This is a genomic window from Mycobacterium sp. DL, from assembly GCF_039729195.1.
Lineage (GTDB): Bacteria > Actinomycetota > Actinomycetes > Mycobacteriales > Mycobacteriaceae > Mycobacterium > Mycobacterium hippocampi_A.
This window is the reverse complement of sequence record NZ_CP155796.1, coordinates 4,616,344-4,641,901: the sequence shown is the minus strand read 5'-3', so window position 1 is coordinate 4,641,901 and position 25,558 is coordinate 4,616,344. Positions and strand designations below refer to the sequence as shown.

The following is a 25,558-nucleotide window of genomic DNA, read 5'->3' as shown; positions in this document are numbered from 1 at the left end:
AGGTCTGACATGGTCGGCTGGATCTGGGAGATACTGCGTTATGTGGCGGCCTGGGGTGGCGCCGGACTCATCATCTGGTTCTGGTACTGGATGTTCTCCAACATCGGAACTTTCTGAGGCTCGCCCAGGACATGACCGGACTCTCCGACACACACGCGATGGCTACCGAGCGCAGCTGCGCCCTGACCGCCGTCGCGCTGAGTGACCGGCGCCGCACCGGCGCCCGCCTTGTCACCGGGCAACACCGCGGCTTCGGTTTGAGTTCGATGCTCGACGTCGTCCATGTCCCCCACCCGGTGGCACAGCGTGACTGGACGCGTCGCACCCTGACATGCGGTGTTGCCCTGCAGTGTTCACCTTCCAAGGATCGCCTCACCGACTACCGCCTCAATGAGCTGTCCGGCCGCGAACTGAGCGCGCTCGCGGTTGTCGAAGCCGGCGTTGCTCTCGGGTGGGTTGCCGAGAACTGGCCGGGGTTGCTCACCGAGATGAGGCGCGTGCTTCCCGAGATCGTGCCGGCGGCGGCCGACATGGATGGCCGGGAGATGCTGAACCGCGCTGTGGCACTGGCCCGCACTGAGCGGCCGTTGGCTGTTGATCCCCTGCTGGGGCGCCTGCCACGGGCGTACACGCTGCCGCAGGGATTGTCCGACAAGCTGCGCCGCTCGTTCGGGCGCCTGCCGTGGACGACGAACCAGAAACGGGTACCGCAACCGCATTCGGTCCCCGCCGGAGGCGACGGCGGTGTCCGCAATCCCAACCTGCCGCCGCCGAGTCGTCCGCAGGACAACGATCTCGACGTCACCCCGGACCACCGTCCGGGCATCCCCTATCCGGAATGGAATGCCTGGACCGAGAGTTTCATGCCGGATCACGTCGCCGTGCTCGAACAGGCGCACAGCGGCAGCACCGGGCAACCGGGTGCCATCGCCGTCGACGTCCGGCACTGGTTCGAGAAGAACACCCACCGTGCGATGAAGAGCCGCCTGGAGGACGGGTCCGACATCGACGTCGACCAGTACGTCGGTCACTACATCGACGTGACGACCGGAGAGGCGTTCGAACCAAGGATCTTTCGGGAGCTGCTGCCCACCAGCCGTGATGTCACCACAGCGCTGCTGCTCGACGGCAGCTCCTCACTGGGGATCCACGGCGGCACTGTCTTCAAGCTGGAACTGGCCTGCGCCGACGCGCTGTCCCGCGCGATGACGTCCGCACGCGAACGGCACGGCATCTTCACCTTCACCGGGAACACCCGCCATCGTGTCGAGGTCAACTGCCTCAAAGACTTTCCGGATCGGCGATTCGTGCCGCCCGGCAGTCTCGGTTTGTCTACCGCCGGATACACCAGGCTCGGTGCGCCACTTCGCCATATGACAAGTCGCCTTCTCGCCCAACCGTCGGAACGACGTCTGCTGATCGTGATCGGCGACGGCCTGATCTCCGACGAAGGGTACGAAGGGCGGTATGCATGGGCGGATGCTGCCCACGCAGTGGAGGAGGCGAACGACGCCGGGGTCTCGATGTACTACGTCGGCATCGGCCCCGTCCGAGTCGACCCACTCCAGGAAGTCTTCGGGCCGCGACGATCCCAGCGGATCCGCCGCGTCGACGACCTCCCCCGCGTTCTCGCCCACGTCCACAGGGAGCTGGTAGCGGCATGAACAGAACCGACACCTACCTCGCCAACGGCAGCGAAGTGCAGATGTTCGAACGGGCCTACCGGCAGCGACTGCCCGTGATGCTCACCGGACCCACCGGGTGTGGGAAGACCCGGCTGGTCGAGCACATGGGAACGCTGCTGGCCCGCCCCGTCGTCACCATCAGCTGTCATGACGACCTGACCAGCTCCGACCTGGTCGGGCGGTTCATGGTCACCGGAGGGGACGTCACCTGGACCGACGGGCCGCTCACCCGCGCGGTCAAGGCGGGCGCGATCTGCTACCTCGACGAGGTCGTCGAGGCCCGCCACGACTCCCTGGCCGTCCTGCACTCCCTCACCGATCACCGGCGCACCCTGTACCTCGATCGTGCGGGCGAGGTAGTCCAGGCGCCGGAGACGTTCATGCTGGTGTGCTCCTACAACCCCGCCTACCGCAGCTCGCTCAAAGAGCTCAAACCGTCGTTCCGCCAGCGATTCGTCACGCTGCCGATGCGCTATCTGCCGCCCGACCGCGAAGCCGAGGTGATCGTCGCTGAGTCGGCCGTCGGATTGCCGACCGCTCAGCGGCTGGTCAGGTGCGCCACGGCGATCCGAACAGCGGACGCCGCGTTCCACTTCGAGCCGCCCTCCACCCGCGTTCTCGTCACCGCAGCGCAGCTGATCGCTGCAGGCGCAACAGAACTGGAAGCCGCTGAAGCCTGCGTGCTCGCACCGCTGTCCAGCGACGGCGCCATCTCCGAGGGCCTACGCGAGGTGGCCGCGGCCAGTCTCGCCGAGGCTGACAGCCCGAATACGAACCGCTAGAAGGGATTGCCCGCATGGTCGACCAGAAGGAAAAGAACCGCAAGAAGGCCCTGATCGTCCTGCAGGTCGTCATCTACGGATACCTGCTCACGATGTTCCTCATCCAGCTCTACATGTCGTTCGCGCGCGGCTGGTGGTATCTGTGAATTTGCCACTGCTGAAACGGAAGTCGCGTACCGAGGTGCCGGCTTCCGTTCCCCTCGAGGGCTCGATCACCCTCGAAGAACACCACGAGCAGTCCCGACTGGCTCAGCGGCAGGCCGACAAGTGGATGATCGCCGGAGCGGCGCTGATGGGTATGTGGGCACCGGGTCTCATCGGTTTCCCGATCTTCATGCGCGGTGTGTGGTTGCAGCGCCAGGCGCTGCGCGCGGGATACTCGGTCCGACCGATGATCGTCACGCTCATCGGCTACCTCGTGCTGATCGACGGCATGCTCAACAGCCTGGGATGGGCTCTCGACCTCGTCGCCAACCACACGCTGATCAATCGGGTGCTGATGATCGGCTGGGGCAACATGTTCGACGCCGGCTACTTCTGGCATTACAACGAATTGTGGGTCGGGGGCAGCGCCGGACCGGGCGAGAAGTCGATGGTGTTCGGCATGATCGTCACCGTCTTCGCCATGCGGTGCGCCGCGGCGATCGGCTTCCTGCAGATGAAGCGCTGGGGTCACCAGTGGATGATCATCACCTGCTGGATGGGCGTGCTCATCTGGTGTGTCTACGTGTTCAACATGACGATGTACGCCGATGTCCGATTCGCCGGCGTCGTGTTCCCGGTCATCGGCTGGTGGCTCTACGACATCTTCTACATCACCCCCTTCCTGGCGATCCCCTACCTGCACACGGTCAACCGCGAGATCTTCACCGACTGAGCATGATCCGCAAGAACTCTAAGGAGCACGGCTGTGACCACATCTGAAACCACCGAGGAAGAGAAGGCCGAGGATCTCCCGCCCGGCACCACCCCGTACTACGCGCGGATGCACAAGTACATCAAACGCGCGGTGCTCGTGTGCCTGGTCGCCCTGGTCATCGAGGGTGCCTTCACGTTGCCGTTCATGGCGGTCTACTACGGCTATCCGACGTTGAGCCTCACAGAGGTCTGTAGCGAACTTCTCAAGGTCCGCTACTCCGATGACACCCTGGAGTGCAAGGTCCCGTATCCGCCGCTGGGACCACCGGAGGGGGCCGAGGGGAAGGACACTGCGCAGGACGAATGGGGTATCCAGCCGGTGCCCGAGTACAACCGAATCGGTTTCCGCGAACTCGTGCGTATCCACGAAGAGCGGGAGGCTCGTCAGGCGGCCGAACAGCAGGGGGCTTCCAGTCCATGACCAAACCCGTTGAGGAGCATGCGCAGAACTGGGATCTGCGCCACCCGGATTTCAACGACAACGACTACCTGTACGACGTCTACTCGCTGATGCGGCAGCAGGCGCCCTTCGCCCGCACCGACAACCCGTTCCTCAGCGCAACGCCGGCAGGCGCGTGGGTGGCGGTCCGCTACGCGGAGTGCGTCACGATCCTGCAGGATTGGGAGCACTTCTCCAGCAATCCGACCCCCGAAGGGGCCGAGCAGCTCGCCGGTGATCTGGTCATCACCTTGGACCCGCCGAGACAGCAGAAGTTCCGCAAGGTCCTCAACCCGTATTTCTCCCCGGCGAGAATGAAGGCACTGCGCCCGCAGATCGCCGAGGAGACCGACCGGCTCATCGATGAGCTCATCGAGAACGGGTCCGGTGACCTCGCCCAGATCGCCTGGCGGCAACCCGGCATCGTGTTCTTCAAGTATCTGCTCGGCATGCCGATCGAGGACGTCCCGCTGTGCATCAAACTCACCGACACCGCACTCAACGGGGCCGGCGAGGACTCCCGGATGGCCGCCTGGGGTGGGCTGTATCAGCATCTGCACGACGCCGTGACCGCACGCACCGAGCAGCCGCCGCAAGACGACATGATCGACGTTCTGCTGTCCGCCGAGATCGACGGCGAGAAGCTGTCCTTCCCCGACGTCGTGTCCAACGCGATGCTGCTTGTCCAGGCGGGCCTCGAGACCACCGCCAGTGCAATGTCTTTCGCCTACCACTATCTCGCCACCAACCCGGCCGAGCGGGACCGACTGATCGGAGATCCGGATCTCCTGGCCAGGGCGGTGGAGGAATTCATCAGATTCGCCGGATCGATCCACGGAATCCCCCGCACCGTGGCCGCCGAGGTCGAGCTCAGCGGGTGTACCTTTCAGCCCGGCGAGTCGGTGATCGTCAACTATGCCTCCGCCAACCGCGACGAGACGGAGTTTCCCGACGCCGGCCGGTGCATCCTCGACCGCCGGGAGAACAGACACCTCGGCTTCGGCGCAGGGGTGCACCGTTGTCTCGGGTCCAACCTGGCGCGACTCGAGTTCCAGGTCGGTCTCGAGCGTGTGCTGTCCCGGATGCCCGACTTCACGCTCGCGCCGGGAGCGCACGCGAAGTTCCACGGCAACTCCGTCACCCGTGGATTCCGCTCGGTGCCGGTCGATTTCACTCCAGGTCCGCGGTCATCGGCATTACGTTGAGGACCTGCAGTGGACGACCCGCAACAAGCTGAGAGGTGTTCCCGTGCCGCAGAAAACCTACCGAGTGATCCAGTGGATGACCGGCGACGTCGGACAGGTGGGTATCCGCCACTTCGCGGACAACCCCCTCTACGACCTGGTCGGAGTGCTGGTGCACAGCGAGGAGAAGAACGGCAGGGACGCCGGCGAGATCGCCGGTATCGACCCGATCGGTGTTCTCGCCACCAGCGACGTCGACTCGATGGTCGGCCTCGAGGCCGACTGCGTGTTCTATACGCCGATCATCATGGATGTCGACACCGTCTGCCGACTCCTGCGGTCCGGCAAGAACGTGGTGACGACAAGCGGGTTCTTCCACCCGTCGCCGGACTTCGAGGGGCCGGCGCAGTTGATCAGGGATGCCTGTGACGAGGGGGGCACGTCCTTTCACGGCGGGGGAATCCACCCCGGATACGCGGGTGACCTCCTGCCGCTCACGCTGGCGCGGGTGATGAGCAGAATCGACACCATTCAGGTGTACGAGGTCGTCGACGTCCTCAAAGACGCTCCGCTGGATCACATCGACTGGATGGGATTCGGCAAGGACAAGGACAAGTTCCTCACCGAGCCGACGATCCTCGGTCTCGGCACCCCGTTCTTCGCCCAGTCCATGTACATGATCGCCGACGGCCTCGGCGTCAGCATCGACAGCGTGACCTCGGAGGTGGAGGCCGCAGTGGCCACCGAGGACATCCCACACGACGAGGGAACCATCCCCGAAGGCACAGTCGCCGCGCAACGTCACGAATGGACGGCGTGGGTCGGTGGGCAGCCACTGATCGTCTTCCACGCGATCTACGTGACCGCAGGACCCGATCGGCTGGAGCCGGCATGGGATTGGGGTGAGACCCGGTACGAGATCGTGATCGATGGGGACCCGCCGACCGAGTTGACCCTCAAAGGCGTCAGACAGCCCGACGGCTCGATGAAGCACCCTGGGTATGACTGGACAGCCATGGGCGCCATCAACGCCATTCCCGATGTCTGCGATGCGCCACCGGGGTGGCACACCCACCTCGATCTCGGCCTGATACGACCTCGCGGACTGGTACGCCCGTGACCGCACCTCCGGCGAACGTGCCCCGGGTCCTCTACGAGGATCTTCCGATGTCGCGCGATCGCGGTGACGGATGGTCGATGCTGCGCCGCCTCGGACCGGTGGTCTACGGCGACGGCTGGTACTACCTCACTCGCCGTGAGGATGTCCTTGCGGCACTGCGGGACCCGGCGGTGTTCTCCTCGCGGATCTCCTACGACGACATGATCAGCCCGGTCCCGCTGGTGCCGCTGGGGTTCGATCCTCCCGAGCACACCCGTTACCGCCGAATCCTGCACTCCCACTTCAGCCCACAGACACTCAACTCACTGCTTCCCTCGCTGCAGGCCCAGGCCATCAACATCATCGAAGCGATCGCCCGCCGAGACGAGTGCGAGGTGATGGCCGATCTCGCGACCCCGTACCCGTCCCAGGTCTTTCTCACCCTCTTCGGGTTGCCGCTGGAGGACAGGGAGCGGCTCATCGCGTGGAAGGACGCCATCATCGCGTTCAGCCTTACCACCGACCCGGCGAGCGTGGACCTGACGCCGGCGGTGGAGTTGTACACCTACCTGACCGAAGCTGTTCAGACACAGCGGAACCAACCCCGTGCCGGGATCCTCTCCGAGTTGCTCCACGGCGACGAGACGCTCTCCGACAACGAGGCCGTGGGTCTGTCGCTGGTGTTCGTGCTCGCCGGACTCGATACCGTCACCTCGACCATCGGTGCCACCATGCTGGAACTCGCACGGCGACCCGAGTTACGGGATTCGCTGCGGCACCACCCCGACGACGTCGCCGCGTTCGTCGAGGAGATGATCAGGCTGGAACCGGCCGCACCCGTCGTCGGGCGGGTGACCACTCAGCCCGTCACCGTCGCAGGTGTCACACTGCCCGCAGGCGCGGAGGTGCGACTCTGTCTCGGCGCGATCAACCGCGACGGCGCCGATCCACAGTCCGGGGACGACTTCGTACTGGACGGCAAGCTGCACAAGCACTGGGGTTTCGGTGGGGGTCCACACCGGTGCCTGGGCGCGCACCTGGCCCGGATGGAGCTCAAACTCGTTGTCAGCGAATGGCTCTCGCGGATACCTGACTTCGAGCTGGCTGCCGGATTCGACCCTCAGATCACCTGGCCGTCAGCCACCTGCACACTGCCGGAGTTACCGATACGCATTTTCCCGAAGGGACGTTGATGGCCTACAGGATCGACCCCGACGTCCTGCAGAAGGTCACCTCGCAGGCTGTCGGCAGCCCTCTCGAGGGTGCTGAGCTCATCACGTACGCCATCGAGTTACTCGCCGACGAGTACCCCGACCTGATCGACCCCCGGCCGGGACGCTGGGTCGGCAGCAAGGCGGGCGGAATCCTCGGCAAGGTCCGATTCCTCTACTTCAGCCCGCGCGAGTACATCGTGATATTCGGATCCCCTACTGGTACGCAGGGCTTTTCGGGGCGCTACAAGCACGTCGACATCCACAAGTTCCTGATCGCCGGCCAGATCGATTCCTATGACCTCGATTCAGATGAAACCTCGGCGCTACCGCCGTTGTCTCCCGGTGAGCACACCTGCCTGGAGAGAGGTCACGCCCGCGGGCTGACGATTCACCCAGGCTCGTGGCACATCGAGTACGGCCGCGGGGCCGTTGCCACCACACTGCCGTTCGCGATGATCGACACGTTGCTGGTGTCACTGGAATTCGAATCCGTGCGCCGCTCGACGGTCGAGTTCGCGAAGCTGATCGGTCGGCGGTTCGGCCGCTGACCGAAGGTGGCCAAGGCGCCCACCTCTCATCACGAGGGCGCGAAGACCGCCTTGAACCGTTCCAGAGATTCCCGGATGTCGCCCTTCAAGGCGCCGGCGACCACCATTCCGATCGGACCGAACAACGCCGGTCCGCCCAGATGGACGTCGAACGTCAGGGTCGATCCCAGATCCGAGGGTTTGACCTTGCCGATGAGCTTGACCTTCACCCCACCCTTGCCGTCGCCGTTGAGCGTCATCGCCTCCGGCGGGCGGTAGTGCACGACGGTCCAGCGCATCCGGTTGGGCATGCCCTTGACCTCGACGATCGAGTCCAAGACCGTGCCCTTCTCGATGGTTTCCGGCAGCGAGGAGCGCCATACCCGGTGAATGGAGAGCCACTCCTTGTACCGGGACAGGTCCGAGGCGCTCTCCCACGCCTTGTCCGGCGCCAATGGCACATCGATGGAGACCGACAACTTGGCCATGCCGTGAGCTCAGCCTATGACGTCGGCGGAGCCGTCGGGGGTTGCTGCTGCGGCGGGGTTCCCGGCGGCGGCTGCGGGGGCGGGACCTGGCCCGATTGCTGCCCCGGTGGCACCTGCCCGCCCGGATTGGTGTTGTCCTGGACGGCCTTCTTGGCGGCGTCCTGAACCTTGTCGATCGTCGAGGCGTACTTGCCCTGGGTCTTCTTGTCGACCAGGTCACCGGCCTTGGTGATGGCGGTGTCGACCTTGTCGGCGTTCTTGCCCAGGAGGTCCTTGGCTTTGTCCAGTAATCCCATGGGAGCAACCCTACCGCTCGCGCGGACGCCACAACCTGCGGCGTTCACCCAGAATCGCGCCCTGCACCCACCAGATCACCTCGACGGCGAGCGCCCCGAGCAGGCCGATACCCAGCGCGATCGACGTGACGCCCACATCGGAAATGTCCAGGATGAACAGGTCACGGGCCGGCGGGATGCTGAAGATCACGACGTAGGCCAGGGCCGACACCGCGACCAACGCCACCCGCCACCATTCGTAGGGACGGGCCACCACCGACAACACCCACAACGCGGACACCAGCAGCGTGATCAGGGCGGCAGTGGACGCCTGGGTCTGCTCGGTCTCCGTCGCCGCCCGGCCCTCGTAGGCGAGCAGGTACGACACGAACGTCGCGGTACCTACGACCAGTCCCGACGGCAGCGCCGAGGTCATCACCCGCCGCACGAAGCCGGGTTGGGCGCGCTCCGTGTTGGGGGCGAGGGACAAGACGAACGCCGGGATGCCGATGGTGAACCAGGCCGCGATCGTGACGTGGATCGGCTGGAACGGAAAGGGCAGGGGGTCGGTCCCGAATATCTCCGCCGACAGCCCCGCCAATCCGACGAGCATCGCCAGCAACACCGAGTAGACCGTCTTGGTGAGGAACAGATTGGAGACGCGTTCGATGTTGCCGATGACCCGTCGCCCCTCGCCCACGACGTAGGGCAGGGTGGCGAACTTGTTGTCCAGGAGCACGATCTGCGCGACCGCGCGCGACGCCGAGCTGCCCGACCCCATCGCGACGCCGATGTCGGCGTCCTTCAGCGCGAGGACGTCGTTGACACCGTCGCCGGTCATCGCCACCGTGTGTCCGCGCGATTGCAGCGCGTGCACCATCGCCCGTTTCTGGTCGGGCCGTACGCGGCCGAACGTCGTGTACTCCTCCAAGGTGTCGGCGAGTGCCTCCGGTGCCGCCGGCAGCTGACGCGCATCCATGGTCTCGCCCTCGAGCCCGAGTGAACCGGCCACCGCACCCACCGAAACGGCGTTGTCTCCGGAGATGACCTTGACCGTGACCTTCTGTGAGGCAAAGTATTCCAGCGTGTCACGGGCATCGGGGCGAATCCGCTGCTCGAGCACCACCAGCGCCGCGGGGGTGACCGTTCCGGGTGCGTCGCCGTGGTCGACGGGCAGGTCGCTGGAACCCAGCAGCAGCACCCGCAGACCTCGCGCGCCGATCTGTTCGGCTGCATCGGCCGCCGGAGATGCCGGATCCAGCAGCACGTCGGGTGCACCGATCACCCAGTTGCCGTGCTCCGCGTAGGAGGAGCCGCTCCACTTGGTTGCCGATTTGAACGGCGCCGTGGCGGTCGCGGTCCAGCCCGGCGGTGACGCGTAGGCCTCCGCGATGGCGGCCATGCTGGCGTTGGGGCGGGCGTCGTCGGCGGCCAGTTGCGCCAGCACCTCGGCCACCGAACACTCGTCGAGTTCTTTGAGATCGCTGACCCGCATACCGTTCTCGGTCAGCGTCCCGGTCTTGTCGGCACACACCACGTCGACGCGGGCGAGTCCCTCGATCGCCGGGAGTTCATTGACCAGACACTGCCTGCGCCCCAACCGGATGACGCCCACCGCGAACGCGATCGACGTCATCAGCACCAGACCCTCGGGCACCATCGGCACCAGCGCGCCGACCATGCGCAGCACCGATTCCTGCCATCCCGCACCGGTGGTGAACAGCTGGGTGTAGATGATCAGCGCACCGGCCGGCACCAGGAGGTAAGTGATGAACTGCAGGATCTTGTTGATGCCGCTTCGCAGTTCGGATTTCACCAAGGTGAACTTGGAGGCCTCCTCGGCGAGCTTGGCGGCGTAGGCCTCCCGCCCGACCTTGGTGGCCCGGTAGGCCCCGCTGCCTGCGACCACAAAACTGCCCGACATGACGTGATCGTCGGCGTCCTTGGCGATCGGATCGGCTTCCCCTGTCAGCAGCGATTCGTCGATCTCGAGGTTGGACTCCTCGAGGATCACGCCGTCGACGACGATCTGATCACCGGGACCAAGCTCGATCACGTCGTCGAGGACAACCTCACTGGGAGCCAGCGCAGCGGTGCCGGATTCCCTGCGCACCATGGGTTTCGCTTGACCGACGATCGCCAGCTTGTCCAAAGTCTGCTTGGCCCGCAGCTCCTGGATGATGCCGATCGCGCTATTGGCGATGATCAGCAGACCGAATGCCCCGTTGATCACCGAACCCGTCGACAACACGATGACCAGCAGCACGCCGAGGATCGCGTTGATCCGCGTGAAGACGTTGCCGCGGACGATCTCCGAGACGCTGCGCGCCGCACGGGTCGGGACGTCGTTGGTCTTTCCTTCGGAAACCCGTTGCGCGACCTCGGCGTCGGACAGGCCCGTCGTGATTGCCGTCGTCATCGTCGTCTCTTCGCGCGAGCGCTCATCGCCGCCTTCTTCTCTTCGCGCGAGCGCTCATCGCACAAACACTCCGTTGCCTTCCCCGTCGTAATACTCCAGCGTGAGCCGATCACCGTCGAAGGTGGCCTTGGAAATCGTTCCCGGAGGCGCATTCTCGGTGACGAACGAGAAGGTGAAGACGTCGCCGTCCCAATGCGTGAGCGGCACGGTGAGCGTGGACCCCAGCGCGAGTTTCAGCCCACCGTCGCGCATGTTCACCCGCGCGGGACCCCAGAAGTCGTTGGTGTACACCCCGACGTAGCTCGCCAGCGGGGCGGCAGGGGCGGGATCTGCCGGCGGCTTCTGACCCACCAGTGAGCCGACGGGCTGTTCCATCTGCTCGAACGCCCGACTGTACGGCGTCCACCAGTCTTCGCGCGCCTCGCCGAACTGGACGAGGTCGGCGAACTGTGCGGTCAGCGTCTCCGGGACTCCCGACGGGGTGGCATTGGTCAGGGCGACAATCGCCACATCGGCCGACGGAAGCATGAGGAAGTTCGTTCCCGCACCCAACTCGAAGGCGCCCGAGTGACTGATCTGCTGGCGGCCCGCCGACGTCGTCCCCACGTTGAACCCGTAGCCGTAGAAGCCCGACCTCATGGCCGGCTCCGAGGCCCGGTCCGACACACTCTGCGGAGTGAGAGCAGGCAGCAGCGCTTGGGAGTCGACGATCTGCCTGCCGTCGTAGGTGCCGTTCGCGAGCACCATCGTCAGCCACTTCGACATGTCGTTGACCGAGCTGCTGACGCCACCGGCAGGTCCTTCGTTCTGCGGGTCGCGGACGTAGTCGGGCGCGTACTCGCCGTCGATGTGGATGTGGCCGACGGCGCGATCGGCGCGAGCCTCGTACTCGTCGAAACGTGAACTGGTCGACGTCATCCCGAGCGGTCCGTAGAGGACGTCCCGGCTGAGGTCCTCCCAGGACCTGCCCGCCGCGAACGCCACCGCTTCCGCACCGGCGGTGAAGCCGAAGTTGGTGTAGGCGTAGGAGATCCGGAACGGATCGAGCGGATAGTCACGCAGCTTGTCCAGCACCTGGCGACGGTCATAGCCGAGATCCTCGAGCAGGTCACCGGCGTGGTCGGGCAGCCCGGAACGGTGCGAGAACATGTCACCGACGCTCACCATCTCCGTGACCGCAGGGTCCGACAGCGCGAACCAGGGCAGCTTGTCGACGATCGGAGTGTCCCAGTCGATGGTGCCTTCGCCGACCTGGTGGGCGACGACGGTGGCGCTCAGCGACTTCGACAGCGACGCCAACTGGAACACGGTATCGGGGTTCACCCGGTTGTCCGGCGCGTCACCGTTGCGCACATCCTTGACGCCGAAGCCCTTGGCGTAGACCGTTTCTCCGCCGTGGACGACGGCCACCGCCATACCGGGCAGACCCGACTTCGCCATCAGGTCCTCGACCATGCCATCGAGCTTGGACACGGCATTGTTCACCGCGTTCTCGGGCAACGGCATCGCGGGGACCAGCGGCGGCGGCACCTCGGCCGACTGACTCGACGGAGGTGCCGTAGACGGTGCGGGGTCGGCGCGCTCGGCACTGTCGGCGCCGCACCCGGCCAGCAGCGCGATCAACACAGCGAGCGCGGCACCTCGGGCGGGTGGGTTCATGATCAGCACCGTAACGCGTCCGGCGGTGCTACATACGCCACCACGGCTGCAAAGTCGACTCCGGGTCGACACGCTCACCCGGAACGGGCACCGCGATCCGGATGCGTTCTGCTTCGGCGGCCGTGACCAGGCGCTCCACCGGTTCCGCCCACGGGTGCGGGGCAAGCCGGAAGGTGGCCCAGTGGATCGGCACCATCAGGCTGCTGCCGACGTCGGCCAGATCGAGGTGGGCGCGCACCGCTTCCTCGGGGTTCATGTGGATGTCGGCGAAGGCCGGGTGGTACGCACCGATGGGCAGCAGAGTCAGGTCGAACGGGCCGTACTCGGCGCCGATCTCGGCGAAGCTCTTCGTGTAACCGGTGTCCCCGCCGAAGAATGCGCGGTGCGTCGGCCCGGAGATCACCCAGGACGCCCACAGAGTGGTGTCGCGGCTGAACAACCGGCCGGAGAAGTGCCGTGCGGGGGTGCAGACCAGCGTCAGGTCGCCGATCCGGTGGCTCTCGTTCCAGTCCAGCTCGACTATTCGGCGCTCGGGAATGCCCCATTTGCGCAGATGCGCGCCGATGCCCAGCGGCACGACGAACGGAGCGCGCTGGGTGCGGGCCAGAGCGACGATGGTGTCGATGTCGAGGTGGTCGTAGTGGTCATGGCTGATCACCACCGCGTCGACGGCGGGCAGCGCCTCCAACAGGATCGGTACCTCGTGCATCCGCTGGGGACCGACCGCCCGCGACGGCGAACAGCGCTGGCTCCACACCGGGTCGACCAGCACCCGGTACCCGTCGATCTCGATCAACGCGCTGGAGTGCCCGTACCAACTTGCAGCGGCCTGCGACGCGGCGAGGTCCGCGGGCGGCTCGTCGGCCAACGGGATGGGACCGGGCGGCTGGCCGTGCGAGCCGGCGTTGGCGAGGTCGCGAAGCAGCTTGCGCTGCAGTTCGCGGTCCATCGTGAGGCCGGACGAGGTGGCTTCGAGGTTGAAGAAGACCCCGTCACGGTAGTGCGGCGAGCGGGTGGCCACCGCCGCGATCTCCACCGGGGTGGCCCCCAGGGAGGCCGGGGTGCCCTGCAGCGCGCGCAGTACCCACCCGCCGGCAAGCAGCGAGGCCGTACCGAACCCGAAGCGCAGCGCCGATCGCAGCATCAGGCGCCCTGGAACCGGGGTGACCGCTTCTCGATGCGCGCGACCTGCGCCTCGATCACGTCCTGGCTGGACCATGCGCGGTCGAATAGCTGCTGGTGCTCGGGCCACGGATCCTCGTAGGCGCCGTCGTCGTTGAGAACACGCTTCGCGTGTTGCAGCGCCAGCGGCGCGAACCCTGCGAGCTCCGCGGCCCACGCCTGCGCATCGGCGAGGGTGCCGATCCGGTTGGCCATTCCCGTCTGCAGCGCGGTCTCGGCGGTGAGCCGCTCCGCCGCCATCAGCATGCCCCGCGCCCGGCCCGCCCCGACCAGCGAGGTCAGCCGCCTGATGCTCCAGTTGTCCAGCGCGAGGCCGTATTTCGCGACGGGGAACTGGAAATACGCATCGGGTGCGACGACACGCAGATCACAGATCATCGACAGGATCACCCCGGCGCCGATCGCGGGGCCGTTGATCGCGCCGATCACCGGGACAGGCGCCTGGTCGATCGCGATATTGAGAGCCTTGGCCTTGTCGGGCAGCGCCTCGGCCACCCCCGCCGCGTCGGTCAGGTCCGCGCCGGAACTGAACACGTGCCCCTGGCCGGTCAGAACGATCGCGCGGATGTCTTCGGTTGCCGCTTTCTCGACCGCCTCGCGCAGGGCGTCGACGAGTTCGACGTTCAGGGCGTTGCGACGCTCCGCCCGTTGCATCTCCAACGTCATCACATGGCCGTCTCGAGTGACTCCAATCATGGGTCCACCCTAGTTAACCTTTGCCTGTGAGCCGGATCGGTGCCCTGACGCTGCGCGACGCCCTGCTCGACGACGGGTCTTTCATCAGCTGGGACGAGCCGCCACTGGACGTCGGCGCTGGTGAGGCCTACCGCCGGGAGTTGGCCGCCGCGGCCGCCAAGACCGGCCTCGACGAGGCTGTGGTGACCGGCGAGGGCCGCGTGTTCGGTCGTCGGGTGGCGCTGGTGGCCTGTGAGTTCGACTTCCTGGCCGGCTCGATCGGGGTGGCGGCCGCCGAACGCATCACCGCGGCGGTGCGGCGCGCCACCGCCGAGAAGCTGCCGTTGCTGGCCTCGCCGAGTTCGGGCGGCACACGGATGCAGGAAGGCACCGTGGCGTTCCTGCAGATGGTCAAGATCGCCGCCGCAGTCGAGCTGCACAAGCAGGCCCACCTGCCCTACCTGGTCTATCTGCGTCACCCGACCACCGGCGGGGTGTTCGCGTCCTGGGGCTCACTGGGCCACGTGACCGCCGCCGAGCCCGGCGCGCTCATCGGATTCCTCGGTCCGCGGGTCTACGAGCACCTGTACGGCGAGCCGTTCCCCGCCGGCGTCCAGACCGCGGAGAACCTGCAACGCCACGGCGTCATCGACGCTGTGGTGCCCCTCGAGGTGCTGCGCTCGACCCTCGACCGCACGCTGAAGGTCGTCGCCGACCCTCCCGGAGTGCCACCCCCCGGACCGGACCCCGAATCCCTTCCCGACATCCCCGCGTGGCAGTCGGTGGAGACGTCGCGCCGTCCGGACCGGCCCGGTGTCGGCTACCTGTTGCGACACGGCACCACGGAGCGGGTACTGCTGTCCGGAACCGGCGGGGGCGAGGCCGCGACCACCCTGCTGGCGTTGGCCAGATTCGGCGGGCAACCTGCCGTGGTGCTGGGCCAGCAGCGGGTCGTGGGTGGCCTGGTGGGACCGGCCGCGCTGCGGGAGGCCCGCCGCGGGATGGCGCTGGCGGCCGGCCTGAGGTTGCCGCTGGTCCTCGTCATCGACACCGCGGGGCCGGCGCTGTCCACCGAAGCCGAGCAGGGCGGGCTCGCCGGCGAGATCGCCCGCTGCCTGGCCGAACTGGTCACCCTCGACACGCCCACGGTGTCGGTGCTGCTCGGGCAGGGCAGCGGCGGGCCGGCGTTGGCGATGGTGCCGGCCGACCGGGTGCTGGCCGCGCTGCACGGCTGGCTGGCGCCGCTGCCACCCGAGGGAGCCAGCGCGATCGTCTACCGCGACCTCGACCATGCTCCGGAACTCGCTGCGGCACAGGGCATTCGGTCGGCGGATCTGCTGCGCAACGGAATCGTCGACGCGATCGTGCCCGAACACCCCGATGCTGCCGACGAACCCGGGGAGTTCACCCGACGACTGTCGGCCACCATCGCCGACGAGTTGCACCGGCTGCGGTCGGTGCCCGACGAGCAGCGCCGCGCCGCCCGGTTCGAACGCTATCGGCGCATCGGCCTGATGGGTTGACGGACCTCCTGGCCGACGTTGACACTGCGCTCCGGGCGGAAAAGTGCGAGTGGCGGGAGCCCTCACCGCAGTCTCAACGGAACGTTCAGGACGTGGACAGAAACCCGAGACCGCTCAGGCCGAGCTGCAGCACCAACCCGGTGAGCGCGACGACCGCAGCTGACCGGGTGCGGGCCAGCCGCCAGATGACCAGCCCCAGGCTGACGATCAGCAGAGCGATCCCACCGTAGAACACCACGTCGATCGATCGGCCCGCCAGCAGAAACAACGTCGCCCGGAAGACTGCGGCCTGAAGCAACAGGAGAAACACAGCGCCGGCGAAGTCGACAAGGCGCCGTTGGCTGTTCCGTCCGTCTTCCGTCGCTGCCGCTCGTTGCTCGCCCATCGCCCCATTATCAGTGCCGACCCGCGCGCGCTCCGGTGGCATTCTGGGGATGTGGAACCCATTCTCGATTTCGCCGGGAACTTCTGGTGGCTGATCTTCCCGCTCAGCGGTGTCATCGGCGGCGCGGTCAAAGGGGTCTCGGCGGCCAACGAGCGACGGGCACAGCGGCGCCTCGAGCGCTACCGGATCAAGCAGCAGACGAAGGTCGCGCTGGCTTCCGCTGCGGCAGCGGGTCAGGCCAACACCGAAGGCAACCGACGTGAGATGACCAAGCTGCTGGCGCGCCACGACGCGACCGATGAACGCTGGCTGTCCTACGAGATCGACGTGGCCAAGCTGCTGGACTTTCCGTTGATGACCGACATGCGCGACCCGCTGACCCTCGGCTTCCACAAAGCCAAGAGCCGAGCCGATCTGCTGCGACCGACTTCCGTGGACGACATCATCACCGACCGCGATGCCCAGCTCGAATACCGGGACGCCGTAGCCGATTACGTCGCTGCCTTCGACGCCGCCGAATCCGAGGCGACCAGACGGCGGCGCAGCGACTTCTCCTCTGACGACCAGGATCGGTTGGCCCGCGCACAGAACCTGTTGCGACTAGCGTCCGACGACGCCGCGACACCGCAGGAGCGACGCAACGCCTACGGTCGGGCGCAGAAGGAACTCGACGGGCTGATCGTGTTGCCTGCGGCGACGCAGGCGGCCATCCAGAGCAAGGTGATCGGCGAGATCGAGGCGTGAAAGCCGCAGTAACCGCTGAACCGATTGAACTACAGCGATGAGTCATCGCGAAGACGACCGTGCCGGCCATCCGGCTGCCGGTGTCGTGTTCGTCGACACCGGGCTGACCTGGATTTGGCGACACCCAACGCACCCACCCGGCCGACATAATTTGCAGGCCCCGTGATCCCCGCCCCCAGACGCAGCTATTTGCCAGTTCGGGCTAGCCGCGCGGGGGGCACGAAGAGATAGGGGTCTCCCTACTGGTTCAGCCAGGATGAACCAGTTTCGGCGCCGGGGAAGCAGCGCCATGAGCCACGGGTCCACGGGGGTAGCAACCACCGATCGCCGTGCCATGAATCGCGACATGATTGCCGTTTCAAGCAACCCCGCCCGGCTTTGCCCGTCTGAGACATCGGCGGCCGTCGCTGACTGTCATGATGTGCCACATGGGGGTCAGTTTGGTGTCTCGTGCTGCGGAGTGGGCGGCCATCGAGAAGCTGCTCGACGCCGCGACGACCCAGGCAGCGGGGTTGGTGATCACCGGTCCAGCGGGTATCGGCAAGACCGCACTGTGGCTGGCCGGACTCGACCATGCACGCGAGCGTGGGTTTCGGGTCCTCACAGCGCGAGGCAGCCCGGCCGAGTCGGCGTTGGCCTACGCCGCGGTCGCTGATCTACTGGCCGACATCGAGCCCGAGGTCTTCGATGCCCTGCCCGACGTCCAGCACCTCGCTGTCAAACGAATCCTGTTCCAGGACAACACAGACGGTGGTCCTTTTACCGACCAGAGGGTGGCTGCCGCAGCGGTGGTCGCGGTGATCGACAGGTTGTCCAGGACCGGTTCCGTGCTACTGGCGATCGACGACGCACAGTGGCTCGACAGTTCGAGCCGAGCGGTGATCGCCTTTGCCGCACGACGTCTCAACGGCCGCGTCGGATTGCTGTGCACCGAGCGCACCGACGGCCGTACCGCCGGGGGCACCCACTGGTTGCAGCTCAGCCATCCGGAGGCGTTGTCGAGAATCCAGATGACTCCGATGAGCTTGGCCGGTCTGCACGATGTGCTGATGAGCCAGTTGGGTCGATCGCTGCCCCGTCCGACATTGGTACACATCGCCGAAGCCGCCGGCGGCAATCCTCTCTACGCCGTGGAATTGGCGCGCGCACTCGACAACCGGCGGCCTCACTCACCTCTTGTCCTCCCGGCCACGCTGGCCGATCTCATCGCCCACCGCACGAAGCGCTTCGACGAGCACACCCAGCGGGCACTGCTGGCCGCCGCGTGCATGGTCGATCCGACGGTCGATCTGATCGCTGAAGCCACCGCCGCAACCACCCGGCGTGTTGTCGACCTGCTCGAGGCACCGGAACGCAACGGCGTCATCACGATCGAGGGCAATCGGGTGCGGTTCACCCATCCGCTGCTGGCCCGGGCGACCTATACCTCCGCCGGTGCGGCGGCCCGCAGGCGTATGCACCGCGCGCTGGCCCACGTCGAAGGCAATCTCGAGCTCAAAGCCCGCCACCTGGCCCTCAGCTCGACCGACGCCGACCCCGAAGTGGTCAGTGCGCTCGACGACGCCGCCACCGCCGCCCGCGCCCGTGGCGCCCCCTCGGCCGCGGCCGAACTCCTCGAACTGGCCATCGGTCTGGGCGCGGATACCTCAGGTCGACGAATCCGCGCCGCGAAACACTGTCTCCAAGGCGGCGACGCCGATCGCGCTCTGGCGCTGCTCGAACCGACCCTCGCCGATCACTCACCCGGACCCACCAGAGCCGCTGCGCTTCATCTCCATGCGGGAATACTCACGTTTCGCAACAACTTCGGGCGGGCTGCCGACGTACTGACGGACGCACTCTCCGGCGCGAGCGGTGACGAACGTCTTGCCGCACAGATCCATCTGGGCCTGGCGATGGCCCTGGGCATGTCGGGCGGCAGGGACATCCCGATTCGCCACGCCGAAGAGGCGGTCAGGCTCGCCGAGGCAGCCGAGGACCCATCGCTGATCAGCCAGGCGGTCGCCATGGAAACCACTTTGCGATGCGCCGACGGCCAAGGATTCGATGCTGTCCGACTGCATGGCGCCCTGGAGCTCGAGTCACCGGACAACGATGTGCCGATCGCATTTCGCGCGAGCGCCGTCCACGCCCTGATGCAGCTGTGGACCGGCCGACTCGAGCAGGCGCGCCTCGAACTCGGCGAGGTACACCGGCGTTGCCTCGAACGCGGCGCGGAAACAGATCTGGTGTGGGTTGTGGGGCACCGCTTCTTCGACGAACTGTGGTTGGGCGACTACCCGAGCGCCGCGGCGACGGCGGCCGAGTTGATGCAGCGAGGCCAGCAGCAGGGCTCCGATCACGCGACGATCATCGCGACCTATCAGCGAGCACTCATCGCCGCCTACGAGGGCCGCGAGGACGAGGCCCGCGACGGGGCGATGGCAGCAATCACCTCGGCGCTGCAGAGCAACGCGCTGTACATGATGTTGTGGCCGGCGATGGCCCTGGCTTTTCTGGACACGTCGCTGGGCAGGTACGACGAGGCACTCGCCACGATGCAGCCCCTGCTGGCCCGACTCGACCCCGCCGACGGCGCCTGTGAGATCTTCGCCTCGAGCTTCGTCCCGGACGCGATCGAGTCGCTGATCGCGGTGGGCCGCCACGACGAAGCCGTACCGCTGATCGACGCGCTGGAGAAGAATGGACGGCGCCTGGACCGGCCGTGGCTTCTGGCAGTCGGAGCACGTTGTCGTGCAATGCATCTGGCCGCCGTCGGCGATCTCAAACAGGCCACCGCCGTAGTCGTCGAGGCGATGGAGCATCACCAGCGGCTGCCGATGCCGTTCGAGACCGCGCGCACCCAACTGCTACACGGTCAGCTCGAACGCCGGCAACGCCGAATCCATTCCGCAGTAACGATATTGACTGACTCGGCAGAGGCGTTCGACAGCCTCGGCACGCCGCTGTGGGCTGCGCGGGCGCGACACGAGTTGGTCCGTACCAAAGTGAGCCGCAACAACGACCTCGAGTTGACGCAATCGGAACGCCGGGTCGCCGAACTGGCCGGCGGCGGCAAGACCAACCGTGACATCGCCGCCATGCTGTTCATCAGCCATAAAACCGTGGAGCAACACATCACTCGCATCTACCGCAAACTCGGTGTCACCAATCGCGCTGCACTCGCCCGCCGGATCAAACCCCCGCAACACTAGGGAAACCCCTGTTTCAACGGCCGCCGCCCGCCGATACCGTTGGGGCATGGCCGGAATGCCCCACCACCTCGTCGAATGGTTCCGTGCCGACGCCGACCAAGTGTGGGTCGATCACATCACCGCCGCACTCGAAGCGGCCGGTCCCGAACCTGACGTGCGACTCATCATCGTCATCGCGGTACCCAGCGACGAGGTGATCTTCGGATTGTTCGCCGCATCCTCGTCCGAGAACCTTCGACAGGTCTGCGTCCGCGCGGGGGTACCTCCCCAGCGCCTGACCGCCGACGTGCAACCCACACTGCTCGCCGCGCGCTGACGCTCGTCAGGCCGCGGCGAGCGCCGCCAGCATCGCCGCGCACGTCACCAGGTTCAGCGGAAGCCGCAACAGGCTACGTCGTGTCCACCGGATCGCCGCTGCTTCGTCGACTTCGCCGGGATCCACCTTCTCGAACGCCGAGGCTTTCGGGCCGAGGTCGATCACCGACCAGATCCACATCACCGTGTGGCCGGCCAGGGCCACCCACAGCGGCCCGCGGACGACAGCGTCACCCCAGGTGGAGACCAGCGTCGCCACCAGCAGTATCTCGAGCAGGACGTACACGGGTCGCCAGAACCGCACTCGCGAGATGCCACCGTTGTGGGATTGGACGATGCCGGGCCGCTTGGGCCAGGTCGGATCGACGACGACCGCCTCGTAGAGCGCACCGCCCAACGCGATACACGCCACCAGGGTCGTGACGGCGATCAGGACCAGAATCGGAGTGCCCACACCTCCCGATTATCCTGACTGAACCATGGCATCGATCCAGCCGTTCCGAATCGCCGTCTCCGACGAGATCCTCGTCGACCTCACTGCTCGACTTCAGCGCACCCGCTGGCCCGATGCCGAATGCGTCGGGGACTGGACCCAGGGCATCCCGCTGACCTACACCCAGGAGTTGGCAGCGTACTGGGCCAACGAGTATGACTGGCGCACAAGGGAAGCCATGCTGAACCGGTTCGACCAGTTCACCACGGACATCGACGGCCTTCCCATTCACTTCATCCATCAGCGCTCCGCGCACCCGGCCGCCTTTCCCCTGATCATCACGCACGGGTGGCCGGGTTCGATCGTCGAGTTCCACAAGGTGATCGAACCGCTCACCGAGGCGGGTTTCGATGTGGTCTGCCCGTCGCTTCCCGGCTACGGTTTCTCCGGCAAACCGTCGAGCACAGGTTGGGGTGTCGAGCACATCGCCGAGGCATGGGACCAGCTGATGGTCCGACTGGGGTATTCCCGCTACGGTGCGCAGGGCGGTGACTGGGGTGCCGCGGTGACCACCCAGATCGGCCGCAACGCAGCGCATTGTGTGGCCATCCACACCAACATGCCGATCGGCCGGCGACCGAAGGATCTGCGCGACCCGACACCCGACGAGGCCGCCGCGCTCGAGCGACTCGGCTATTACCAGCAGTGGGATTCCGGGTACTCGAAGCAGCAGGCGACCCGCCCGCAGACACTGGGCTACGGCCTGGTCGACTCTCCGGTAGGGCAGCTCGCCTGGATCGTGGAGAAGTTCTGGTCGTGGATGGACTGCGACGGCCATCCCGAGAACGTGCTCACCAAGGACGAATTGCTCGACAACGTGATGATGTACTGGGCCACCGCCAGCGGTGCGTCATCGGCTCGGCTGTACTGGGAGAGCTTCGGCAGTTTCTCGGGCGGCGAGAAGGTCACAGTCCCCACCGGCGTCGCGTCGTTCCCCAAGGAGATCCTTCGCTCGCCACGCCCCTGGTGCGAATCCACCTACAACATCACCCGCTGGACGGACATGCCGCGCGGTGGACACTTCGCCGCCTTCGAGCAGCCTGAACTCTACATCGAGGACGTAACAACGTTTTTCGCCGACTTCCGGTGACCCTCAGAGCACGGTCGGCGGGGTGAACGTCTGCACCGTGGTCACGTACTCGTCACCGACGCGCTGAGTCACCGTCACGTACGGCGTGCCATCGGTTCCGAACGCGACGGGCTCGAGCGTGCCGCCGGGCCCGAGATCCACGTCGAGCACCTTGGTGGCGCCCTGCGGCGACAGTGCCCACACTCCGGCGTCGGCACCCAGCAAGGTGGCGTAGGCAGTGCCGTCGGCACCGAAAGCCAGGGCGGCCTGGTCGAAGACGTAGTTCGACTGCTGCGGCACCAGCGGACCGGTGGCGTCCAAGGTCACGACCGTGGCACCGTCCTCGTCGATCCCCAGGAAGTGATATGTGAACGTCGCCGATTCGACCGTGACGAGGTACGCGGTGCCGTCGGGGCCGAACTCGATCGACTCGTAGTTCGGCTGCAGCGGCGATCCCGGGAGCGCTGTTGTCACCGCGTCATTGGACAACGTGAGCACCGCCTCGGAGGCGACGCGTCCCTGAGCGTCCCTGAACTGGATCACCTGGTAGACGGCGCCGTCAGGAGACACGCTCACCGGGTTGGTGACCACGCCGCCCTCGGGTAGTGCCACAGTGCGTGTGATGGTGCCGTCGGGGTCGAGCACCGCCAGATACGTTGTGCCACCGTCGGTATAGGCGACATAGCCGTTCTCGCCGGCATTCGGGTTGCCGACACTGGCCCCGGCAGAAGGAACACTCGGGGTGACAAGGACGATCGAACCCGGGATCGCGACGGTGGCGACCTCGCCGTCACTGCTGACGACCGCCACACGGTCGATCAGTGAGCTGAAGTCTCGAAGCGCCACGTACACCGTGCCCGTCGGGGTGACGGTGATCGCGTTGATGACAAAACCGTCTATGGGGTCCGAGGTCGTGATGGCGTCTGAGGAGATCCTCGAGATATAGGACATACCGGTGGACTCATCGTAGGTGGCCTGGTACACCCCGTCGGCAGTCACCACCGTCTCCCTGACCGGCCCGCCCGGGATCTCGCGGATCGTGCTCGACGTCCCGGTGAAGGTGTACACCCGTGTCATGTCGCTGCCGGACAACGACTGGCGACCGACCATGAAGTACGCCAGGCCATCCGGACCGATGACCGCGTCGTCGGGAGTCATCGCGCCCAGCGGAAGGGACACCCGTCGAGCGTTACCGCTCGGCCCGACCGCCAACAGCGAGGGAATGCCGAACAGTGGGCTCTCGGCCACGACGTAGGCACTGCCGTCAGGCGCAATCGCCGGCGCGCCGCCCGCCACCCCGAGGGAATACACCCGGACCCCGTTGGTGGTCGACAGGCGGACGAGTCGATCGCCGGACTGGCTGAACTGCCGGGTCTGCAGGAACACCGTCCCATTCGAGGTGACCTGCACGGGTGCGGACGCCTGGCCGATCACCGTCCCGGCCTTCTTGACCTCGCCGAACCCGTCCACGATCGAGATGACCGTCGTATTGGTGGATTCCTTGTAGGTCGTGAGGACCAGGCTGCCGTCCGGACGCACCACCGCGGGTGCCTGCTCCCGCGGAGCGCCGGCGATGTCGCCGGTGGTCCTCAGCACCTGGCCGTTCTCGTCGAGAATGCTGACGCGCGTGCGGGTGGGCAGCATCGTCGTCGGATCCACGTCGTAGATAACCTGGTACACGGTTCCGTTGGAACTGACGATGACCGGCCCGGCGGCCCTGCCGGGGGTCGACGCGCTCGCCTCGATGACGGGCGTGACATCGACAGTGACGCTCGCAGTCCGTAGCCCGCCATGGCCATCGCTGACGGTGAAGGTCAACGTATCGGTTCTGGCGTCAGCCGGGGCCCCCGGCTCAGATGCGGCTTCGCGTGCCGCGGCGGTCGGCGTGTAGGTGAACGTGCCGTTGCCGTTGTCGACCAACGTTCCCTTGTCGGTTGCCGGGCTTCCGGTGAAACTGAGTGTGTCCCTGTCGAAATCGAAGGCGCTCACGGTGACGATCACCGAACCGGTACTCAGATTTCCCGCGCCGGCGCGTGCCCGCGCGCCGAAAGGCACCGCATTCGTCGGCGAGATGTCGAGAGTGACCAGCTGTGTCGCGGTGTTGCCCGCAGTGTCGGTGATGGTGACGGTGAAGGTGTTGACCTTGTCCGCGTCGGTGGCATCGTCGGCCGCCGCTGCGTGGCGGGCCGCGGCAGTCGGGCTGTAGATGAAGCGCCCCGACGACAGCACCGTGACCTGCCCCTTGTCGGTGGTCGTTGACCCGGTGAAGGTGAGGCGATCGCCGTCGGGGTCCGTCGCCGTCACCCGACCGCTGACCGAACCGGTGAAGAAGCCCGGGCCACCGTGGGTCACCTCACCGGGCACCGGTGCCGCGTTGTCGACGGCCTCGACCAGTTCGGTGGTGCCGACCTGGGCCCCCGATTGGCTGATCTCGTCTCGCTGCTGCCCGAACTGGCGCCGCGCGAACGCCAAAACCGCCCACAGCAGCGGTGATTCGATCGGTGCGGCGGGGCTGTCGGTGCCGTGCGGTGACACGAAGGGCGCGAGCAGAGTGGTGACCACAGCAGCGGCAGATGTCGCAGGCAGGTCAGCGGCTACGTCCTCGTCCGCGACACCGGCCGACTCGGTGACGGTGCCGGGTATGACCGCCTCCGCCTCGCCCCGGGTGGGTGGCTGTTCGGCGTCGGCGTCCTCGGAAGCCGTTGCATCCTGGTCAGTGTCGGGCTTGTCGCCGTCGTCGGACTCGGCATCCGGCGAAGGCTCGACTCGCTCAGATGGGGCTTGCGGCGAGTTGTCGCGGGAGGACTGCTTCCTCGGCTTCGACGTCTCTACCTCGGCGTCGGCATCGTCGTCACTGGATGCGTCATCGCTCGGATCATCGATGTCGACGGACCCGTCGCCGACGTCGGTGTCCGACTCGGCGTCGCTGTCGGTGTCGGTGTCGTCCGACTCGGCGTCGGCGTCGGTGTCGGTGTCATCCGACTCGTCGGTGTCGTCTGAATCATCGGTGTCGTCTGAATCATCGGTGTCGCTCGATTGGGGAGCGTCGGCATCGCCTGTGGAATCCTTACGTGCAGTCGCATCCTGCGACGACTCGCGGGCCTTGTCGGCGGTTCCGTCAGATGACGTGTCATTGCCCGGTTGCGCCCAGACCACCCCCGGTGAAACGACCACCGCGGTACCGATCCCCAGCGCAACGGCAAGCGCACCGACCCGACCCACATAATTAGCTTTCGCCACCGTAAATTCCCCCCTCATAGGAATCGTGCCGAAGCAACACTAGGTCACA

Annotated in this window: 23 protein-coding genes; 14 read left to right on the top strand and 9 right to left on the bottom strand. The window is 66.4% G+C overall.

The window, feature by feature from the left end; all coding sequences use genetic code 11:
• Positions 1-131: 131 nt before the first annotated feature.
• Genes ABDC78_RS22125 through ABDC78_RS22085 form a run of 9 tightly spaced genes read left to right on the top strand, consistent with a single transcriptional unit; the run spans position 132 to position 7,869 of the window.
• A complete protein-coding gene (locus ABDC78_RS22125) occupies positions 132-1,664 on the top strand; it encodes a MorD protein (RefSeq protein ID WP_178358334.1) in 1,533 nt (510 codons plus the stop codon).
• On the top strand, positions 1,661-2,467 hold the full coding sequence (locus tag ABDC78_RS22120; RefSeq protein WP_178358335.1) for a CbbQ/NirQ/NorQ/GpvN family protein: 807 nt from the start codon (positions 1,661-1,663) through the stop codon (positions 2,465-2,467). The genes ABDC78_RS22125 and ABDC78_RS22120 overlap by 4 nt, the downstream gene beginning before the upstream one ends.
• Before the next feature lie 14 nt (positions 2,468-2,481).
• On the top strand, positions 2,482-2,613 hold the full coding sequence (locus tag ABDC78_RS22115; protein WP_256735999.1) for a hypothetical protein: 132 nt from the start codon (positions 2,482-2,484) through the stop codon (positions 2,611-2,613).
• Positions 2,614-2,648: 35 nt separating this feature from the next.
• On the top strand, positions 2,649-3,344 hold the full coding sequence (locus ABDC78_RS22110; protein WP_347133530.1) for a hypothetical protein: 696 nt from the start codon (positions 2,649-2,651) through the stop codon (positions 3,342-3,344).
• A 33-nt stretch (positions 3,345-3,377) separates the two neighbouring features.
• On the top strand, positions 3,378-3,806 hold the full coding sequence (locus tag ABDC78_RS22105) for a hypothetical protein (RefSeq protein ID WP_178358337.1): 429 nt from the start codon (positions 3,378-3,380) through the stop codon (positions 3,804-3,806).
• Positions 3,803-5,029 carry a cytochrome P450 gene (locus tag ABDC78_RS22100; RefSeq protein ID WP_178358338.1) on the top strand — a complete coding sequence of 409 codons (1,227 nt, stop codon included), beginning with the start codon at positions 3,803-3,805 and terminating at the stop codon, positions 5,027-5,029. Before ABDC78_RS22105 ends, ABDC78_RS22100 begins: the two co-directional genes overlap by 4 nt.
• Positions 5,030-5,072: 43 nt before the next feature.
• On the top strand, positions 5,073-6,128 hold the full coding sequence (locus ABDC78_RS22095; RefSeq protein ID WP_178358339.1) for a dihydrodipicolinate reductase: 1,056 nt from the start codon (positions 5,073-5,075) through the stop codon (positions 6,126-6,128).
• Positions 6,129-6,175: 47 nt separating this feature from the next.
• Complete coding sequence (locus ABDC78_RS22090; RefSeq protein WP_178358399.1) at positions 6,176-7,300, top strand: cytochrome P450; 1,125 nt, start codon at positions 6,176-6,178, stop codon at positions 7,298-7,300.
• Positions 7,300-7,869 carry an isomerase gene (locus ABDC78_RS22085; RefSeq protein ID WP_178358340.1) on the top strand — a complete coding sequence of 190 codons (570 nt, stop codon included), beginning with the start codon at positions 7,300-7,302 and terminating at the stop codon, positions 7,867-7,869. The genes ABDC78_RS22090 and ABDC78_RS22085 overlap by 1 nt, the downstream gene beginning before the upstream one ends.
• 29 nt (positions 7,870-7,898) lie before the next feature.
• Here the strand turns inward: ABDC78_RS22085 and ABDC78_RS22080 are convergent, their stop codons facing one another.
• Genes ABDC78_RS22080 through ABDC78_RS22055 form a run of 6 tightly spaced genes read right to left on the bottom strand, consistent with a single transcriptional unit; the run spans position 7,899 to position 14,567 of the window.
• Positions 7,899-8,336: an SRPBCC family protein gene (locus ABDC78_RS22080; protein WP_178358341.1), complete on the bottom strand. Its 438-nt coding sequence runs from the start codon at positions 8,334-8,336 to the stop codon at positions 7,899-7,901.
• 14 nt (positions 8,337-8,350) lie between these two features.
• A complete protein-coding gene (locus tag ABDC78_RS22075) occupies positions 8,351-8,632 on the bottom strand; it encodes an antitoxin (RefSeq protein WP_178358342.1) in 282 nt (93 codons plus the stop codon).
• A gap of 10 nt (positions 8,633-8,642) precedes the next feature.
• Positions 8,643-11,030 (bottom strand): cation-translocating P-type ATPase, encoded by a 2,388-nt coding sequence (locus ABDC78_RS22070; protein WP_178358343.1) that lies wholly within the window; start codon positions 11,028-11,030, stop codon positions 8,643-8,645.
• Positions 11,031-11,084: 54 nt separating this feature from the next.
• On the bottom strand, positions 11,085-12,689 hold the full coding sequence (locus ABDC78_RS22065; RefSeq protein ID WP_178358344.1) for a serine hydrolase: 1,605 nt from the start codon (positions 12,687-12,689) through the stop codon (positions 11,085-11,087).
• Between the two features lie 28 nt (positions 12,690-12,717).
• A complete protein-coding gene (locus tag ABDC78_RS22060) occupies positions 12,718-13,833 on the bottom strand; it encodes an MBL fold metallo-hydrolase (RefSeq protein WP_178358345.1) in 1,116 nt (371 codons plus the stop codon).
• Complete coding sequence (locus ABDC78_RS22055; protein ID WP_178358346.1) at positions 13,833-14,567, bottom strand: enoyl-CoA hydratase; 735 nt, start codon at positions 14,565-14,567, stop codon at positions 13,833-13,835. Before ABDC78_RS22055 ends, ABDC78_RS22060 begins: the two co-directional genes overlap by 1 nt.
• Positions 14,568-14,593: 26 nt before the next feature.
• Between ABDC78_RS22055 and ABDC78_RS22050 the strand changes: the two genes are divergently transcribed.
• Positions 14,594-16,069 carry a carboxyl transferase domain-containing protein gene (locus ABDC78_RS22050; RefSeq protein WP_178358347.1) on the top strand — a complete coding sequence of 492 codons (1,476 nt, stop codon included), beginning with the start codon at positions 14,594-14,596 and terminating at the stop codon, positions 16,067-16,069.
• Between the two features lie 85 nt (positions 16,070-16,154).
• Here ABDC78_RS22050 and ABDC78_RS22045 read toward each other — a convergent pair whose 3' ends face one another.
• Positions 16,155-16,454: a hypothetical protein gene (locus ABDC78_RS22045; protein WP_178358348.1), complete on the bottom strand. Its 300-nt coding sequence runs from the start codon at positions 16,452-16,454 to the stop codon at positions 16,155-16,157.
• 51 nt (positions 16,455-16,505) lie between these two features.
• Between ABDC78_RS22045 and ABDC78_RS22040 the strand changes: the two genes are divergently transcribed.
• From ABDC78_RS22040 to ABDC78_RS22030, 3 genes are all read left to right on the top strand, one after another.
• On the top strand, positions 16,506-17,198 hold the full coding sequence (locus ABDC78_RS22040) for a hypothetical protein (RefSeq protein ID WP_178358349.1): 693 nt from the start codon (positions 16,506-16,508) through the stop codon (positions 17,196-17,198).
• Between the two features lie 428 nt (positions 17,199-17,626).
• Positions 17,627-20,392 carry a LuxR family transcriptional regulator gene (locus ABDC78_RS22035; protein WP_178358350.1) on the top strand — a complete coding sequence of 922 codons (2,766 nt, stop codon included), beginning with the start codon at positions 17,627-17,629 and terminating at the stop codon, positions 20,390-20,392.
• 46 nt (positions 20,393-20,438) lie between these two features.
• Complete coding sequence (locus ABDC78_RS22030) at positions 20,439-20,708, top strand: hypothetical protein (protein ID WP_178358351.1); 270 nt, start codon at positions 20,439-20,441, stop codon at positions 20,706-20,708.
• 6 nt (positions 20,709-20,714) lie between these two features.
• On the opposite strand, the gene ABDC78_RS22025 is transcribed toward ABDC78_RS22030, so the two are convergent.
• The gene (locus tag ABDC78_RS22025; protein WP_178358352.1) at positions 20,715-21,161 is read right to left on the bottom strand and encodes a hypothetical protein; all 447 of its coding nucleotides are present in this window, start codon (positions 21,159-21,161) and stop codon (positions 20,715-20,717) included.
• A gap of 25 nt (positions 21,162-21,186) precedes the next feature.
• Here ABDC78_RS22025 and ABDC78_RS22020 point away from each other — a divergent pair, with 25 nt between their 5' ends.
• Positions 21,187-22,290, top strand: a complete 1,104-nt coding sequence (locus tag ABDC78_RS22020; RefSeq protein WP_178358353.1) for an epoxide hydrolase family protein — start codon at positions 21,187-21,189, stop codon at positions 22,288-22,290.
• 3 nt (positions 22,291-22,293) lie between these two features.
• Here the strand turns inward: ABDC78_RS22020 and ABDC78_RS22015 are convergent, their stop codons facing one another.
• Positions 22,294-25,509, bottom strand: a complete 3,216-nt coding sequence (locus tag ABDC78_RS22015; RefSeq protein WP_178358354.1) for an Ig-like domain-containing protein — start codon at positions 25,507-25,509, stop codon at positions 22,294-22,296.
• Between the last annotated feature and the right edge of the window lie 49 nt (positions 25,510-25,558).

What these genes read in the sequence shown, in the direction of transcription:
- ABDC78_RS22125 (WP_178358334.1), top strand. Translation starts at nt 132, where the DNA reads ATGACCGGACTCTCCGACACACACGCGATGGCTACCGAGCGCAGCTGC.
- ABDC78_RS22120 (WP_178358335.1), top strand. Translation starts at nt 1,661, where the DNA reads ATGAACAGAACCGACACCTACCTCGCCAACGGCAGCGAAGTGCAGATG.
- ABDC78_RS22115 (WP_256735999.1), top strand. Translation starts at nt 2,482, where the DNA reads ATGGTCGACCAGAAGGAAAAGAACCGCAAGAAGGCCCTGATCGTCCTG.
- ABDC78_RS22100 (WP_178358338.1), top strand. Translation starts at nt 3,803, where the DNA reads ATGACCAAACCCGTTGAGGAGCATGCGCAGAACTGGGATCTGCGCCAC.
- ABDC78_RS22090 (WP_178358399.1), top strand. Translation starts at nt 6,176, where the DNA reads ATGTCGCGCGATCGCGGTGACGGATGGTCGATGCTGCGCCGCCTCGGA.
- ABDC78_RS22085 (WP_178358340.1), top strand. Translation starts at nt 7,300, where the DNA reads ATGGCCTACAGGATCGACCCCGACGTCCTGCAGAAGGTCACCTCGCAG.
- ABDC78_RS22080 (WP_178358341.1), bottom strand. Translation starts at nt 8,336, where the DNA reads ATGGCCAAGTTGTCGGTCTCCATCGATGTGCCATTGGCGCCGGACAAG.
- ABDC78_RS22075 (WP_178358342.1), bottom strand. Translation starts at nt 8,632, where the DNA reads ATGGGATTACTGGACAAAGCCAAGGACCTCCTGGGCAAGAACGCCGAC.
- ABDC78_RS22070 (WP_178358343.1), bottom strand. Translation starts at nt 11,030, where the DNA reads ATGACGACGGCAATCACGACGGGCCTGTCCGACGCCGAGGTCGCGCAA.
- ABDC78_RS22065 (WP_178358344.1), bottom strand. Translation starts at nt 12,689, where the DNA reads ATGAACCCACCCGCCCGAGGTGCCGCGCTCGCTGTGTTGATCGCGCTG.
- ABDC78_RS22060 (WP_178358345.1), bottom strand. Translation starts at nt 13,833, where the DNA reads ATGCTGCGATCGGCGCTGCGCTTCGGGTTCGGTACGGCCTCGCTGCTT.
- ABDC78_RS22055 (WP_178358346.1), bottom strand. Translation starts at nt 14,567, where the DNA reads ATGATTGGAGTCACTCGAGACGGCCATGTGATGACGTTGGAGATGCAA.
- ABDC78_RS22045 (WP_178358348.1), bottom strand. Translation starts at nt 16,454, where the DNA reads ATGGGCGAGCAACGAGCGGCAGCGACGGAAGACGGACGGAACAGCCAA.
- ABDC78_RS22035 (WP_178358350.1), top strand. Translation starts at nt 17,627, where the DNA reads ATGGGGGTCAGTTTGGTGTCTCGTGCTGCGGAGTGGGCGGCCATCGAG.
- ABDC78_RS22030 (WP_178358351.1), top strand. Translation starts at nt 20,439, where the DNA reads ATGGCCGGAATGCCCCACCACCTCGTCGAATGGTTCCGTGCCGACGCC.
- ABDC78_RS22020 (WP_178358353.1), top strand. Translation starts at nt 21,187, where the DNA reads ATGGCATCGATCCAGCCGTTCCGAATCGCCGTCTCCGACGAGATCCTC.